Below are 14,522 nucleotides of genomic sequence, written 5' to 3' on the forward strand. Positions count from 1 at the left end.
CAGGTGGCCATGCCTGAGTCTGTAAATGGAAGTTACTTTCATCAGATTTAGTTGACTTTCAGCAACTCGTCCCAGTGCGTGGTGTAGCGAGGGCTCATCATTTCCTGCTTCATCCGCCAGTGCTGTTTAATGACTGCCTGTTTGTGTTTTTGCACGCCTTCACTGGCGAGTTTAATGGTGGCCCTGCCCATTTTTTGATTGATGCTATCTATGGTCTGCATCAGCCGCACTGACTTGTCAGGCGTACTGGAAGTATCAAACATATCCTGTTGCTGTGCCTGCGCCGTCGCCAGCTCCCCTAATGAAACACCGGCTTTCATATAATCATAGCCAGGCCGGTAAATCTGTCTCAATGCTTTAAATGCCGCTTCAACCAGTCGCATGGTGCTGTTGGTCGGAGTATGCAAGGGAATGCTTAATCCATTATCGTATTGCTGCTTGCTGTCACGGAACGGACTGGTGCGGATATAGACATACACACTTCCGGCAAACATCTGGCGCTGGCGTAGCTTCTCGCCTGCGCGTGTGGTCAACAGGGTGACTGCTTCCTGCAAGGTTTGCAGGTCACGCACAGTCTGGCCAAAACTGCGTGTACTGAGGATTTGCTGATGTGGGCCGCGTATCTGCTCCAGTTCCAGGCAGGTAGTGCCATTCAGTTCACGCACGGTTTTTTCCATGACGACACTAAATTTCTTGCGCATAACGGCAGGGTTACTCATTTTTAAATCATAAGCCGTGTGAATAGGCCTCTTTTGCATAAAATCCTCATCCTGCATATGCTTGGCTAGACCCCGGCCTATGCCCCAGACACTGGCGACTGAAATCTCGCGCAAGCAAGCGTCTACATCAACCTCAGTCATCGCATTGAAGTTACATACACCGTTGAAGGCGGTATCTTGTTTGGCACAGTGGCTAGCCATTTTTGCCAGTGTTTTGCTTTTGCCTATGCCTACACTCACAGGTAAATCAGTGCCTTGCAGCACAGTTTGCCGCAGTGTTAGCGCATATTCAGTCAGGTCAACATGCGTGAATCCAGTCAAATCCAGAAATGATTCATCTATCGAATACACTTCTTGTACCGGGCTGAATCGTCGTAAGATTGACATCAAACGACTGCTCATATCGGCATACAGGGCATAGTTTGAGGATAGAACAAACACGTTTTCCTGTTCAAGAAATTTGCGAATCTGAAACCATGGTGCGCCCATGGCGATGCCTAATGCTTTTGCTTCAGCACTGCGGGATATCACACAACCATCATTGTTACTTAACACAACCACAGGACGGTTGCGTAATTTGGGGTTGAACACACACTCACAGCTGACATAAAAATTTTTGACATCCACCAGTGCGATTGCGCGCTTGTCAGGCTGCTTGAATGGTGTGGTGTGCATTGACAATGAGGGAGAGTTCATGGATTTCTCTAAATGGTGTTCATGATCTGCAATAGCAGGTATTTGAGTTCGCCGGTCGATAATACTTACACGAACCAGACACGGTGTCGGTTCGAAAATTGAATCAAGGAGATCAACATGTGGACTACACCAGCTGCTACAGAAATGCGTTTTGGCTTTGAAGTAACAATGTACGTAATGAACAAATAATCAGTACTATTGTTAGAAAAAGCCGGTTGCCCATGTTTTGCATGGCGCCGGTTTTTTTATTGCCGGAAACGCCTGAACGAACCAGTCACCACTCCCCATATTTGAAACTGCATAGGCTCCTGGATAAGAATGGGCATATACTTTCCGGAGGAATTGGCCGGTAGTAACTTGGGGTTGCCATCTTTCTGTTTTGCCAGGGTTTTGATGGTGAATCCGCCATCAATCATGACCAGCACAATATCGCCTACCACTGCCATTTTGCCTTTATCAACCACCGCTTTATCGCCCGGCATCAATCCCGCTTCAATCATGGAGTCGCCCTGTATGGTCACAAAAAAAGTGGTATCGGCCTGGTCAATCAGGTATTCATTCGGATCCAGCCGGCCTTCCATATGGTCATCTGCCGGCGAAGGGAAACCTGCCGGGACTTTGGATTCAAACAGCGGCAGGCTGATACGCTGTAAATACTCCACTGGCTGATTAAACACTTCCACCGGATCCAGGTTTTCTTTTAACTGGTTAAAACGCTGTTTTTTTGCATAAGCTTCCATCAGGTTGCTGACCACGGGCTTCTGGCTGGCAGGAATACGGATAACGACTGTTTCCTCCAGGCGTGTGGTAGACCCCGGCTTGCGTCCTGCGCCTGGCCTTTTACCACCTTTTAGTTTTTGAAGTTGATCTCTCATTGATTGATTGTAACAAACAATCAAATGTGAGTAAGTGATTTGTTTGGCATTTACTTAAACTTAATTATTTTTAATTTTCAAGGTCCGTTGGTATAGCGGCTTTGAATCACATGGAGTTGCATCAGGCCAGCAGTTATACTGTCCTGCTTTGTCATGGCTGGTGCGGGTATGGAGTGGTTACAACTTTTTATTGAGCAATATGCGCTGTTTTGCCTGATCGGTGTAGTGGTCGGCGTATTATCCGGCTTGCTTGGCATAGGCGGCGGCATTGTGCTGGTGCCCATGTTGCATGCTATTCTGGTCGCAAAAGGATTTTCGGCGGATGTCGCTTTTCATATGGCGCTGGCGACTTCGATGGCCTGCATTGTGTTTACCTCGCTTTCCAGCATTACTGCGCATCATAAAAACCAGAATATTGTCTGGCCGTATGTATGGGCCATGGTGCCTATGGCATTTGTCGGTTCTTTGCTGGCTACGCTGGTGGCGATACACCTGAACGCTCTCTATCTAACGCTGTTCTTTGCCGTATTCACTTTTTATGCGGCGATCCAGTTATTTCTAGACCGTAAACCTACCCGGCACAAAGTCCCCAGCAACGTGGAGATCAGCCTGGTGGCATTATTGATAGGCGTGATTTCCGCCCTGGTATCGATTGGTGGCGGCACGTTGACGGTGCCTTATCTTGCCATGCGTCATGTGTCTGTGAAGCAAGCGATCGGTACTTCTGCGGTGCTGGGTTTCCCCATCGCGCTGGCGAGTACGGTCAGCTATGTGCAAGATGCCATTCGCCAGTCTGCTCATGCGCCGGATACCTTTGGCTTGCTTTACCTGCCAGCCATTATGCTGATTGCACCGTTCAGTGTCTTGTTTGCTCCGGCAGGTGTGGCGCTGACCAAACGATTGCCGGTAAAGGTATTGAAACGCACCTTTGCCATTTTCCTGATGGGTGTGAGCGTCAATTTGCTCTGGTCGCAGGTTGGCTAAATGCGCAGGCACCTATACGCAAGCAATTTGCAACAAAAAACCCGCTGTTAAGCGGGTTTTCTTTATTCAGCCCAAACTTGTCATTGAGACAAGCGCTGATTATTTGTTCATAACGTACATTGTTACTTCAAAGCCAAAACGCATTTCAGTAGCAGCTGGTTTAGTCCACATGATAGTCTCCTTTTGGTCGTTAACTCAGTACATCTATGTGATGTGCTTGTATGACTCCCACTATACGCCGGTGTTTCAAAATGACACTGAGGTGATCACGTAAAAGCGGCTCATGATTTTACGTAGTTTGTGCGATGAGGGAATCGCAAAAAAGTCATGCAGAATCGCTGCTATGGCAAAAAAACTGTCATCAATCTGTAATACAATCAAGGCAACCCATTAATCACCTGAGTGTATGTGCATGCTGATTCAAACTGTAGCGACCCAACCATTTCCCGACCAGAAGCCAGGCACCTCCGGCTTGCGTAAAAAAGTACGTGTATTTCAACAGGCGCATTATCTGGAGAATTTTGTACAGAGTATTTTTGATACGCTGGAGATACCCGCCGACGCTATCTTAACGGTGGGGGGCGATGGCCGCTTCTATAATAAGGAAGCGATACAGGTGATTATCAAAATGGCCGCGGCCAATGGCTTTGCTAAAGTACTGGTCGGTCAGAACGGTATTCTTTCCACGCCTGCTGCGTCCAATATCATCCGCAAATATGGGACCTTCGGCGGCATTATTTTATCCGCGAGCCATAACCCTGGCGGGCCAGACGATGACTTTGGCATCAAATACAACACCGGCAATGGTGGCCCGGCACCGGAAAAGATTACCGATGCGATTTTTGCCAATAGCAGGCAGATTAGCCAGTACAAGATAGTGGACGAACTACCGGAGGTGGACTTGTCTTCTATAGGCATCACTACACTGGATGGCTTTGAGGTGGAAGTGATTGACTCAGTCAGTGACTATGCCGATTTAATGCAAAGCATGTTTGACTTTGCCGCAATCAAGCGCTGGCTGGCCGCCGGACATACCATCAAGTTTGATGCGATGCATGCGGTGACCGGCCCTTACGCCAAGGAAGTCTTCGTCAACCGACTGGGCGCGCCGGTGGATAGCCTGATGAACTGCGAAGTCTCCGAGAATTTTGGTGGCGGACATCCTGACCCTAACCTGACTTATGCCGAAGACCTGGTAAAAGTGGCCTATGGCGCGCAAGCTCCTGATTTCTCAGCCGCCTCGGATGGCGATGGTGACCGCAATATGATTCTGGGTAGCCGTTTTTTCGTAACTCCTTCTGACAGTCTGGCGCTGATTGCCGCGAATGCCAAGTTGATTCCTGCTTATGCCCAGGGTTTGTCAGGTGTGGCGCGCTCCATGCCGACCAGCGGTGCGGTTGACCGTGTTGCAGCCAAGCTCGGCATAGCTTGTTATGAAACGCCCACCGGCTGGAAATTTTTCGGCAATCTGATGGATGCCGGAAAAGTCACCTTATGCGGTGAAGAAAGTTTTGGTACCGGCAGCGACCACGTGCGTGAAAAAGACGGTTTATGGGCTGTGCTGTGCTGGCTCAATTTGCTGGCCGCCACCGGAGAGAGCGTGGAGTCACTGGTCCGCAAACACTGGCAGCAATATGGCCGCAATGTGTATTCCCGCCATGATTATGAAACCGTGCCTACCGCGCATGCGCAGGCAGTGATCAACCATATCAAACAACAGTTTGCCAGCTTGCCAGGGCAGGTATTTGGCAGCTACACCGTCAACACTGTCGATGATTTCAGTTACACAGATCCCATTGATGCCTCTGTCAGTTCCGGCCAGGGCCTGCGTATCCTGTTTGTTTGCGGCTCGCGCGTGGTGATCCGTTTGTCCGGTACCGGCACGGAAGGCGCGACGATTCGCGTTTATCTCGAAGCCTACACTGAAGACCCTGCCCAGCAGCATCTGGATGCCCAGGACGCCTTGGCTGAACTGATTACTGTATCAAACCAGATATCACAGTTGCCGCAACTGACCGGCAGGCAGCAGCCGACTGTCATTACTTAATAGCAATGGTTGCGCGGAAAATGCTGTGTCGATCAGGCTTTTATTTTCGTCATGACTTGCATGGAAACTTCGTTTCCGAAATCCTCATGGACTCAATGTATCTTGCGGTGTCTAAATGCTGCCCGCCTTGCAATTTAATCCTGCTCGCCCATTGTGATGGCTCATCGTTAGGGGGTAATCAAAATGATTAAAAAAAGCATTCTTTGCCCGGTTTTATTGTCTGCGGCTTTGCTGTCCTGCGGCATCAATCCAGTGACCAAACAGCGCGAATTCCAGTTTGTTTCGCAGGACAAGGAAATCCAGATCGGCCAGCAGAATTACAGTCCTGCGCGTCAGTCCCAGGGCGGTGATTACATTCTGGATGCAGAATTGACCCGCTATGTGCAGCAGGTTGGGCAGAAGCTGGCAGCGGCATCTGATCGCCCGGATTTGCCATATGAGTTTGTCGTCTTGAATGACTCTGTGCCCAATGCATGGGCCATGCCCGGCGGCAAGATTGCTTTTAACCGTGGCCTGCTTTATGAGCTGCATAGTGAAGCTGAGCTGGCAGCAGTGCTGGGTCACGAGATCGTACATGCGGCTGCCCGTCATGGCGCCCAAGGCATGGAACGCGGCATGTTCATGCAAGGTGCGATGCTGGCGGTAGGCCTGGCGACCCGCGATTCCAATTATGCCAACCTGGTGGTTGGCGGCGCGCAGCTGGGCGGCCAGCTGATTACCAGCAAATATGGCCGCGATGCCGAGTCGGAGGCCGATACTTATGGCATGAAGTATATGAAACAGGCCGGGTATGATCCTGCTGCGGCAGTGACTTTGCAGGAAACTTTTGTCCGCTTGAGCGAAGGCAAGCGGCAGGACTTTATCAGCGGCCTGTTTGCCAGCCACCCGCCCTCACAGGAACGGGTCGATGAGAACAAGAAAACGCTGGCTGAACTGGGCGCTGGCGGCGAAATGGGCAGGGAGGTCTATAACGAGAAAGTCACCAAGTTGATGGCGACGCGTGAAGCTTATAAAGCCTATGATGAAGGCAAAGCGGCCCTGCAAAAAGGCGATGCCGACAAAGCAAAGTCCCTAGCCAAAAAAGCCATCAGCATAGAACCCAAGGAAGCCAGGTTCCAGGAGCTATTGGGCGACATTGCGCTGACGCAGAAAAACACCACAGAAGCGCTGACCTTGTATGACAAAGCCATCAAGTTGCAACCTGATTATTTCAAGCCCTATGTGCAAAGCGGCATTGCCCTGTTTAATGCCGGTAAAAAAGAGCAGGCTGAGCCGTTTCTGAAAAAAGCCAATGTATTGCTGCCAACCGCACCCGGCTATGCCTTGCTGGGGCAAATAGCCGAAGGCCGTGGTGAAACCGGCCTGGCCTTGCAACATTACCAGTTAGCTGCCAGTTCTGATTCTGACATAGGCAAGGATTCTGCCGCCCGCGCCATGCGCATTGACCTGCCGCGTAATCCGGCCCGTTATCTGCCTTCCGGGCCGATTGCCGATGATACCGGCCTGGTCTATGCCGCAGTCCAGAACAATAGCAATGTCACGGTAGGGCGCGTACAAGTCAGGATGTTGCAATACGATAACCGTGGCCGCCTGGTGAACCAGAGCCGCTCCATGCTGATTACCGGCGGCATTCCACCAGGCAATCGTGGTTCTGTGGCGACCGGTGTCCGCATCCAGGACCAGGCTGCCTTACAGTTTTTCCGGGTGGTGGTCGAAGGTGCTGAGCTGGCGCGATAGTAGCTGCTGACTTGAGAGATTAATCATGGCGACACAAGATACCTGTTGTTCTGTAGGCCCTTATTTTCAAATTCATGCGGGTCAGGCGGAGGCTTTCCGTGTGATTGCGGAAAAATATGTGCAGTGGTCATCACGTGAGCCAGGCTGTTTGTATTATGGCTTCAGTTTTGATGAAGGGCTGGCGCATTGTCGCGAAGGTTTTCAGGATGCCGATGCCTTGCTGGCGCATATTGAAAACCTGAGGCCCATCCTGCATGAGATGGGTGAGATTTCTACATTATTGAAAATTGAAATTCATGGCCCGGAACAGCAGCTAGCTAAGTTGCGGACACCTTTAGCGGCGATGAACCCGCAATATTTTGTGCTGGAGTTTGGTTACCGGCGAAGCTAGTTTCTTGCTTCAGTTTCTGAAGAAAGTGTTGCGCTACCTTCACCATCACGAATGGTCATGACGCCACGATATAACCTGACATCCATACGCCCTAGAAAGCTCATTCCCAGAAGTACATCCCCCTCCAGCCCCGGCGTAATCGTTGCCGCAACATCGTTAGCCACTATGCCGCCCAGCTGCACCGTTTTTAGCCTGACCAGATAAGAAACTGCATTGCCATTAGCTGTGTGTGTATTGATCGCATCCGTACTGACCAGCCCCAGACGATCAGCCACATGTTGGGAAATGGCCACGCCGGTGGCACCGGTATCCACCAGCACGCGCACGCGTTCGCCGTTGATCAGGGCTTCCGCACTGTAATGTCCATCCGGTCCGCGTTTCAGGGTGGCGACATTGAGTTTGCCGACTTGCTCCAGCGTATTGGGATGCTGAACGCGATCTACCAACAACCAGACCAGTGCTGCCAGGCCTAGCCAAAGCACCATATATAGCAGGCTCTGGCCTTTTGAGAAGATTCGTTGGGACATGCGCTCTGGATTAGACATGCTCATTTAATGGAGGCTCAAAAAGGGATTTTCAAGTCAGGCTGGGCAGTCAGTAATATTTCTTTAAAGATGTGTTGTATGCGCAGTAATGCACTTTCGTTATCTGCTTCAAAACGCAGCACCAGTACCGGTGTGGTGTTTGAAGCGCGCATCAGGCCAAAGCCATCGTCATATTCAACGCGCAAACCATCAATGGCGATCACGTCATTGGCGCCCGGGAATTGTACTGATTGCTGCAGTTGCGCAATCAATGCATGCGGCTCACCTTCACGCATGGCTATCTGTAATTCAGGCGTGTTGACACTGTCAGGCAAGGCTTCCAGTAGCGCGCTGGCATCTGCCACGCGACTCACGATTTCGAGTAAACGTGCGGCACTGTACAAGCCATCGTCAAAGCCGAACCAGCGTTGCCTGCCTTCTTTCTGATCATTGAAAAACAGGTGCCCTGATAACTCGCCACCGATGGCAGCACCGGTTTCGCGTATCTTGGCCTTCATCAAAGAATGACCTGTTTTCCAGATCACCGGTTTGCCGCCATGCTTGCGTGTCCACAGGCTTAAGTAGCGCGTGGATTTCACATCAAACACCACGCTGCTGCCGGGTTGATGCTTCAATATGTCTTCAATAAACATCATCAGCTGGCGGTCGCTGCGGATGATCTGTCCGGTTTTAGTGACCACGCCTAAGCGGTCACCATCGCCATCAAATGCCAGGCCTAGTTCGGCGTCTCCGGTTTGCAACTTTTTAATAACATCCTGCAAGTTTTTTGCTTCTACCGGGTCAGGGTGATGGTTGGGGAAATTGCCATCTACCTCGCAAAACAAAGGGTCCACGCTGCAACCTAATGCTTCAAATAAAGATTGCGCATAAGCGCCCGCTACGCCATTACCGCAATCAACCACCACGCGCATTGGCCGCGCCAGTTTGATATCTGCAACAATGGTTTGCTGGTATGCGGGGTAAATGTCGAGTATAGAAAGCTGACCTGGATGGACGCTATGATAAAACTGTTGCTGCTCTATCTGCTGCCTGAGCGCCTGTATGGCTTCGCTGCTCAGGGTTTCTCCGCCAATGACTATTTTCAGGCCGTTATATTGTGGCGGGTTATGGCTGCCAGTGATCATGACGCCGCTGGGGTTGTGCGGTAAATGGTGAGTCGCAAAATACACCATGGGCGTGGTGACCATGTATAGCGAAATAACGTTAACACCTGTTTTCAAGATGCCTTCAGTCAAGGCTGCGGCCAGGTCAGGGCTGGATAAACGCCCATCATAACCAACGCAAATGGATTGCTCGCCACGAGTGTGTACCTGGGTACCAAGCGCCAGGCCTATCTGGTAAACAATGTCGTTAGTCAGCGTTTCATCAACAATGCCGCGGATATCATAGGCTTTAAAAATGGAACCTGGCAATGTTATCGCAGCCATTTATTCGGCTTCTTCTATCCAGGCCAGTTGAATGCCTTCCAGCACTTTTTCTCCGCAACGGGAAACATCATCATCAAAACCATCTAATGCCATGACCCATTGCATCAAATCGGTAAAGCGGATGGTTTTAGGGTCAATATCGGGGTATTTGTCATACAGTTCTTCGGCAATACGCTGGCTGTCAGTCCATTTCATTTGATTCTCGTCTTTCTGGGATACATATGCCTCAAATTATAACCGACTGCTGACGTTGTGACTGGCTTAAGAGCTGCGATTGACAGAATCCTCCTACACCCTTGTCAGACTGGCTTGACTGGTCATGCTGGTTCAGCGTGGCAAGATGTTGCTATGAATGATGAATCAACAAACAACACCTCCCCAAACCAGTCATCCCCCCTCAAAACAGGTGTCAAAATACTGCGTTGGGTAGGTGGCATTTTATTAGCACTCTTCGTGATTATTGTGTGCTGTGAACTCGCTGGCTGGCCATTTTTGCGCCAGCCCTTGCAAGATTTCACCACCAAGACACTCAAGCGGGATGTCATTATCGAACGCCCTTTTCATCTGCAATTGCTGGGTGGGCTGCGTCTGCAAGTCGGGCATCTCAGTATTTCAGCGCCGGCAGAGTTCAAGGTGCCATATCTGGTAGATGCGCATGGGCTGGACCTCAAATTGCGCTATCGCGATTTGTTAGAGTTAAAAGAAGGGCAGCCGTATCGCATCAAAACCATACGCGCAGAACAGCTCGATGCCTACATGAAACGCGATAACAAAAAACATGCGACCTGGGATTTTGAACTGGATGATTCCGGTCCCTCACGTCCTTTCCCGTTTATTGAGGAATTATCCGTGAACAAGGGCCAGGCGCGCATTGATGATGCCGTGACCAAGGCGGACCTAACCACTACTTTTTATACTGAAGAAGGCGCGCATCTCAAAACGCCTGAATCCAGTCTGAAAGTCAAAGGCGAATTCGGAAAACGCCCATTGCAGGGCGAACTGGTTACCCAGGGTTTCCTGCCAGTGGCTACCCAGGGTAAGGACTCCCCTCCAATTAATTCAAAAGGCTGGTTGAAATATGGTGCGGTCAATCTCAAGTTTGATGGTGCTGTGTATGACTTGTTCGGCACCCAGCGCGTAAAGGGCAAGCTACATGTGGATGGCCCGTCTTTGGCCGATGTCGGCGATCTGCTGGACCTGGCTTTCCCGCGCACACCGCCATTCAGGATTGCAGCGGAAGTAGAAAAAAACACCAATCAATGGAAAGTGAATGTTTCAGACGCGAAAGTAGGCCAAAGCCGCCTGGCGGGCCAATTCATTTATGATTATGGCGATTTAAAACCCAGGCTCACCGGCGACGTCAAAGGTCCATTGCTGGTATTGGCCGACCTGGCGCCGGCATTTGGTGCACCTGTGCCTACCGCGACAGGCGCCAGCAATAAGAAACCAGGAAAAATATTTCCGGATGAGACGCTGGATTTTGCAACTTATGACCGCATGAATGCGGATATCAAGATTCATTTTGATGCAGTAGAGCTGGGAAGCGTGTTCAAGGAGCGCATTGCACCGCTGGATTTCCAGTTGACCTTGCAGGATCGCAAGCTGACCGTCGCCAAGCTGTATGCCGGTACTGCGCAGGGTAGTTTATCCGGCGCACTGCTGATTGATGCACCAGAAGCCAACAATGAAGCAGAGTCTGTCAATACTCCAGTGCCGAAGTGGGATATCCAGTTAGGATTGAAAAATATCCAGTTAGAGCAATGGCTTAAAGTTAAACCAGAAGACCGGCCTGCCAAAGATAAAATCGAGAAAAAAGAGGCAGCTAAAGATGCGCCTGCCTATATTACTGGTGAATTAAATGCGAGGGCGAAGCTCACTGGGCATGGCCGCTCTACGGCCGCGTTACTCAAATCACTGGATGGTCAATTGGCATTGATGGTGCGTGATGGTGAAATCTCGCATCTGGTGGTTGAAGCAGCGGGCCTGGATATTGCGCAAAGTGTAGGGTTGTTATTAAGAGGCGATCACGCTATCCCCATGCAATGTGCCGCGATGGGCTGGCATGCCAAACAAGGCGTGTTGACACCTGAAGCAGCATTGATAGATACCCCGGTGACCACGGTATATATTCACGGCAATATGGATCTGGGAGAAGAGCAGTTTAATCTCAAACTGCAGGCTAACCCGAAAAACTTCTCACCATTTACAGTGCGCTCGCCCATCATGGTGACCGGACCATTCGTAAACCCTAACGTATCTATCAGTCCAGGCCCAATCGCAGCACGTGTTGCTGGGGGTGTGTTGCTGGCACTGGTGACGCCGTTTGCCGCCATTCTGCCTTTCCTGGATCCAGGCAGCGGTGATCAACCTGCAAATGAGGGCTGCCAGCAAACCTTGCAAAAACTGAAATCGCAGGGCAAGCGTTAATCACTACTTCTTCAATCCGTTTTAGATATCCGCAAAAAGGCTCAGGCCAAAAAAAGAGCCCAACCGAAGTTGGGCTTAGGGAGCGATTTTGGAGATACGCTTACGGATTATATTTAGCATAAGTTGTGCCAGATTTATTAATGCTATTTAAATCAGGTAGATAGCGTAATTTTTGATTATTTTCATTGCTGTCAATTCAACAACTGTTTTGGAATGCGCACATCTTTGGTGCGTAATGAGCAATGCTGGCGCGCTATTTGTTTATCCGGTTTGATTATCTAGGCCATGGTAGTGGTGAAATCACGTTTACCTCACCGACTATCTCACACTTGAGGTACCTCACCGGAAAAGTGCAAGCCATGGGCGCATCATGGTAAAATCCCGCTTTATTTTTATGTCAACGGAAACTTGATCGTCATGTTTAGCTTTTCAAGAAACTTAAATGTTGCCGACCCGGCGTTAGCCAAAATGATCTCGCAAGAGGTTGAGCGTCAGCACCAGCACATTGAATTGATTGCTTCAGAAAACTACACCAGCCCGGCAGTGATGGAGGCGCAAGGTTCGCAACTGACCAACAAATACGCCGAGGGTTATCCTGGCAAGCGTTTCTATGGTGGCTGTGAATTTGTCGATCAAGTAGAACAGATCGCGATAGATCGTCTGAAAGCCTTGTACGGTGCTGAGTATGCCAACGTGCAACCGCATTCAGGTTCACAGGCTAACCAGGCAGTATATTTCTCTATCCTGAAACCAGGTGATACCGTGATGGGGATGAACCTGGGCCATGGTGGTCACCTGACGCACGGTTCTCCGGCCAACCTGTCCGGTAAGTTATTTAATATCGTGCCTTATGGCCTCAACGATAAAGAAGAGATCGACTATGACGAGATGGAGCGCATAGCCATTGAATGCAAACCTAAACTGCTGATTGGCGGCGCATCCGCTTATGCGTTACGTTTTGACTGGGCACGCATGGCTGAAATCGCCAAAAAAGTCGGTGCTTATTTCATGGTCGACATGGCGCATTACTCCGGCCTGATCGCGGCAGGTGTTTACCCTAACCCTGTGCCACATGCTGATTTCGTCACCTCTACTACACACAAAACACTGCGTGGCCCACGCGGCGGTATCATCATGGCCAAAGCTGAGTTCGAGAAATCTATTAACTCCAACGTGTTCCCAAGCCTGCAAGGCGGCCCGCTGATGCATGTGATTGCCGGTAAAGCGACTGCTTTCCTGGAAGCGGCACAGCCTGAATTCAAGGTCTATCAGGAGCAGGTATTGAAAAATGCCAGCGCCATGGCGAAAACACTGGCAGAGCGTGGCTTGCGTATCATCTCCGGCCGTACCGAGTCACACGTTTTCCTTGTTGATTTACGTCCTAAAAATCTGACTGGTAAGGCTGCCGATGCTTACCTTGGCCAGGCGCATATCACAGTGAACAAGAACGCGATCCCGAATGATCCGGAAAGCCCGTTCGTCACTTCCGGTATCCGTATCGGTTCGCCAGCAATCACCACGCGTGGTTTTAAAGAAGCTGAAGCCGAGCAGGTTGCGCACCTGATCGCTGATGTGCTGGATAATCCTGAAAGTGCCGATGTGATTGCGGCGACCAAGGCAAAAGTACATGCCCTGGCGGATAAATTCCCGGTTTACGGCAAGTAAACACAGCCTGACGATCACGATATGAAGTGTCCGTTTTGCGGTGCTGACGATACACAGGTGGTGGATTCCCGTCTGAATGAGGAGGGGAACTCCATCCGCAGGCGCAGGCGTTGCCAGGTGTGCGACAAGCGCTTTACCACTTACGAAACGGCAGAACTGCACCTGCCGCAGGTGGTGAAACAAAACGGCACGCGTGAAGAGTTCAAGCGCGAAAAGTTACGGGTGTCATTCACCCGTGCTTTGCATAAACGCCCGGTGCCGACCGAGTATGTGGATAAGGCGCTGGACAGGATAGTGCAGAAAATACTCGGCCTGGGTGCGCGCGAAGTGCCTGCGCGCCTGCTGGGTGAAACAGTGATGCAAGAATTGAAACAGATGGACCAGGTCGCGTATATCCGCTTTGCTTCAGTCTACCGGAGCTTTTCGGATGTGGATGATTTCCATAATGCCATCCGCGACCTGGACAATTAATCAGTCGTAAAAATTAGCCTAAAGGTGGCGTATGAAACTGATCAAGATCTCCGCGATTGTGCTGTCGGTGTTTACGCTTATCCTGACCATCGTGTTTTTTACCTGGTGGGCTTTTAAAGACCAGGCAGTGTTTGGCAGCGAGAAGTTTGACCAGACGCGCTGGATAGAACTTTCGAACACCGTGCAAAAGGACTGCAGACGTGGAGACATGGCCTATGACCTCAAAAATCACATCCTTATCCGTGGCGCGCAAAAAGAGGCGGTGATGGCGTTGCTGGGACGTCCTAGCCTTGAGGATGCCAATGCGCTGGAGTATGACCTGGGTAAATGCATGCATGTGTATCATGCTTTGAGGATTTATTTTGATCAGGATAGCCGGCTGACGCATAGCCAGATTTCCTCGCATTAAACTATCTACCTTTAAGAAGTTTTGCTGGAAAGTTTAATAGGTGTTTATTTAGATAATCACTCTTCTTTTTCTGCCTAACTTGCCCGAAAGTGGGTTTTTATTAGTATGGTTTTGAGTAGCGGTATGGTT

At 50.3% G+C, this 14,522-nt stretch carries 15 protein-coding genes; 9 read left to right on the plus strand and 6 right to left on the minus strand.

The features are described from left to right. Positions 1–47: 47 nt before the first annotated feature. Complete coding sequence (locus tag ACFQ2T_RS13575; protein ID WP_379035337.1) at positions 48–1,415, minus strand: Y-family DNA polymerase; 1,368 nt, start codon at positions 1,413–1,415, stop codon at positions 48–50. A 117-nt stretch (positions 1,416–1,532) separates the two neighbouring features. Here ACFQ2T_RS13575 and pqqA (ACFQ2T_RS13580) point away from each other — a divergent pair, with 117 nt between their 5' ends. Continuing rightward, entirely contained in the window at positions 1,533–1,604 is a 72-nt protein-coding gene (pqqA, locus tag ACFQ2T_RS13580) for a pyrroloquinoline quinone precursor peptide PqqA (RefSeq protein ID WP_012777389.1), read from the plus strand. A 56-nt stretch (positions 1,605–1,660) separates the two neighbouring features. Here the strand turns inward: pqqA (ACFQ2T_RS13580) and ACFQ2T_RS13585 are convergent, their stop codons facing one another. Continuing rightward, positions 1,661–2,290 (minus strand): LexA family protein, encoded by a 630-nt coding sequence (locus tag ACFQ2T_RS13585; RefSeq protein WP_379035340.1) that lies wholly within the window; start codon positions 2,288–2,290, stop codon positions 1,661–1,663. Positions 2,291–2,458: 168 nt separating this feature from the next. Here ACFQ2T_RS13585 and ACFQ2T_RS13590 point away from each other — a divergent pair, with 168 nt between their 5' ends. Then, a complete protein-coding gene (locus ACFQ2T_RS13590; RefSeq protein WP_379035342.1) occupies positions 2,459–3,274 on the plus strand; it encodes a sulfite exporter TauE/SafE family protein in 816 nt (271 codons plus the stop codon). Between the two features lie 99 nt (positions 3,275–3,373). On the opposite strand, the gene pqqA (ACFQ2T_RS13595) is transcribed toward ACFQ2T_RS13590, so the two are convergent. Then, positions 3,374–3,445, minus strand: coding sequence for a pyrroloquinoline quinone precursor peptide PqqA (gene pqqA, locus ACFQ2T_RS13595; RefSeq protein WP_081624291.1), 72 nt, complete (start codon positions 3,443–3,445; stop codon positions 3,374–3,376). Between the two features lie 241 nt (positions 3,446–3,686). On the opposite strand from pqqA (ACFQ2T_RS13595), the gene ACFQ2T_RS13600 reads away from it, so the two are divergent. The 3 genes from ACFQ2T_RS13600 to ACFQ2T_RS13610 all read left to right on the plus strand — a co-directional run bounded on the left by ACFQ2T_RS13600 (position 3,687) and on the right by ACFQ2T_RS13610 (position 7,449). After that, positions 3,687–5,321 carry an alpha-D-glucose phosphate-specific phosphoglucomutase gene (locus ACFQ2T_RS13600; RefSeq protein WP_379035344.1) on the plus strand — a complete coding sequence of 545 codons (1,635 nt, stop codon included), beginning with the start codon at positions 3,687–3,689 and terminating at the stop codon, positions 5,319–5,321. Positions 5,322–5,504: 183 nt separating this feature from the next. After that, positions 5,505–7,058, plus strand: coding sequence for a M48 family metalloprotease (locus tag ACFQ2T_RS13605; protein WP_379035346.1), 1,554 nt, complete (start codon positions 5,505–5,507; stop codon positions 7,056–7,058). A 25-nt stretch (positions 7,059–7,083) separates the two neighbouring features. Further along, complete coding sequence (locus ACFQ2T_RS13610) at positions 7,084–7,449, plus strand: putative quinol monooxygenase (RefSeq protein ID WP_379035348.1); 366 nt, start codon at positions 7,084–7,086, stop codon at positions 7,447–7,449. On the opposite strand, the gene ACFQ2T_RS13615 is transcribed toward ACFQ2T_RS13610, so the two are convergent. The 3 genes from ACFQ2T_RS13615 to iscX are packed head-to-tail and all read right to left on the minus strand — an operon-like array spanning position 7,446 to position 9,616. Further along, positions 7,446–7,976 (minus strand): retropepsin-like aspartic protease family protein, encoded by a 531-nt coding sequence (locus ACFQ2T_RS13615; protein WP_379035350.1) that lies wholly within the window; start codon positions 7,974–7,976, stop codon positions 7,446–7,448. The two genes, ACFQ2T_RS13610 and ACFQ2T_RS13615, sit on opposite strands and share 4 nt — an antisense overlap. Before the next feature lie 35 nt (positions 7,977–8,011). After that, on the minus strand, positions 8,012–9,421 hold the full coding sequence (locus ACFQ2T_RS13620; RefSeq protein ID WP_379035352.1) for a phosphomannomutase/phosphoglucomutase: 1,410 nt from the start codon (positions 9,419–9,421) through the stop codon (positions 8,012–8,014). Then, positions 9,422–9,616, minus strand: coding sequence for a Fe-S cluster assembly protein IscX (gene iscX, locus ACFQ2T_RS13625; RefSeq protein ID WP_379035354.1), 195 nt, complete (start codon positions 9,614–9,616; stop codon positions 9,422–9,424). It lies immediately after the preceding gene. A gap of 153 nt (positions 9,617–9,769) precedes the next feature. Between iscX and ACFQ2T_RS13630 the strand changes: the two genes are divergently transcribed. The 4 genes from ACFQ2T_RS13630 (at position 9,770) to ACFQ2T_RS13645 (ending at position 14,393) form a co-directional block, all read left to right on the plus strand. After that, positions 9,770–11,848, plus strand: coding sequence for an AsmA family protein (locus ACFQ2T_RS13630; RefSeq protein ID WP_379035356.1), 2,079 nt, complete (start codon positions 9,770–9,772; stop codon positions 11,846–11,848). A 417-nt stretch (positions 11,849–12,265) separates the two neighbouring features. Further along, positions 12,266–13,513, plus strand: coding sequence for a serine hydroxymethyltransferase (gene glyA / locus ACFQ2T_RS13635; protein ID WP_379035358.1), 1,248 nt, complete (start codon positions 12,266–12,268; stop codon positions 13,511–13,513). Between the two features lie 21 nt (positions 13,514–13,534). Then, entirely contained in the window at positions 13,535–13,984 is a 450-nt protein-coding gene (gene nrdR / locus ACFQ2T_RS13640; protein WP_055870676.1) for a transcriptional regulator NrdR, read from the plus strand. A 31-nt stretch (positions 13,985–14,015) separates the two neighbouring features. Further along, positions 14,016–14,393 carry a hypothetical protein gene (locus tag ACFQ2T_RS13645; RefSeq protein ID WP_379035361.1) on the plus strand — a complete coding sequence of 126 codons (378 nt, stop codon included), beginning with the start codon at positions 14,016–14,018 and terminating at the stop codon, positions 14,391–14,393. The last annotated feature ends 129 nt before the right edge of the window (positions 14,394–14,522 follow it).

The sequence above is a fragment of the Methylophilus flavus genome, assembly GCF_042678905.1.
Lineage (GTDB): Bacteria > Pseudomonadota > Gammaproteobacteria > Burkholderiales > Methylophilaceae > Methylophilus > Methylophilus flavus.

Excerpts from the sequence above, each read along its gene's own strand:
- ACFQ2T_RS13575 (WP_379035337.1), bottom strand. The coding sequence starts at position 1,415 with ATGAACTCTCCCTCATTGTCAATGCACACCACACCATTCAAGCAGCCT.
- nrdR (WP_055870676.1), top strand. The coding sequence starts at position 13,535 with ATGAAGTGTCCGTTTTGCGGTGCTGACGATACACAGGTGGTGGATTCC.
- ACFQ2T_RS13645 (WP_379035361.1), top strand. The coding sequence starts at position 14,016 with ATGAAACTGATCAAGATCTCCGCGATTGTGCTGTCGGTGTTTACGCTT.
- ACFQ2T_RS13590 (WP_379035342.1), top strand. The coding sequence starts at position 2,459 with ATGGAGTGGTTACAACTTTTTATTGAGCAATATGCGCTGTTTTGCCTG.
- iscX (WP_379035354.1), bottom strand. The coding sequence starts at position 9,616 with ATGAAATGGACTGACAGCCAGCGTATTGCCGAAGAACTGTATGACAAA.
- ACFQ2T_RS13630 (WP_379035356.1), top strand. The coding sequence starts at position 9,770 with ATGAATGATGAATCAACAAACAACACCTCCCCAAACCAGTCATCCCCC.
- ACFQ2T_RS13600 (WP_379035344.1), top strand. The coding sequence starts at position 3,687 with ATGCTGATTCAAACTGTAGCGACCCAACCATTTCCCGACCAGAAGCCA.
- glyA (WP_379035358.1), top strand. The coding sequence starts at position 12,266 with ATGTTTAGCTTTTCAAGAAACTTAAATGTTGCCGACCCGGCGTTAGCC.
- ACFQ2T_RS13585 (WP_379035340.1), bottom strand. The coding sequence starts at position 2,290 with ATGAGAGATCAACTTCAAAAACTAAAAGGTGGTAAAAGGCCAGGCGCA.
- ACFQ2T_RS13610 (WP_379035348.1), top strand. The coding sequence starts at position 7,084 with ATGGCGACACAAGATACCTGTTGTTCTGTAGGCCCTTATTTTCAAATT.
- ACFQ2T_RS13620 (WP_379035352.1), bottom strand. The coding sequence starts at position 9,421 with ATGGCTGCGATAACATTGCCAGGTTCCATTTTTAAAGCCTATGATATC.
- ACFQ2T_RS13605 (WP_379035346.1), top strand. The coding sequence starts at position 5,505 with ATGATTAAAAAAAGCATTCTTTGCCCGGTTTTATTGTCTGCGGCTTTG.
- ACFQ2T_RS13615 (WP_379035350.1), bottom strand. The coding sequence starts at position 7,976 with ATGTCCCAACGAATCTTCTCAAAAGGCCAGAGCCTGCTATATATGGTG.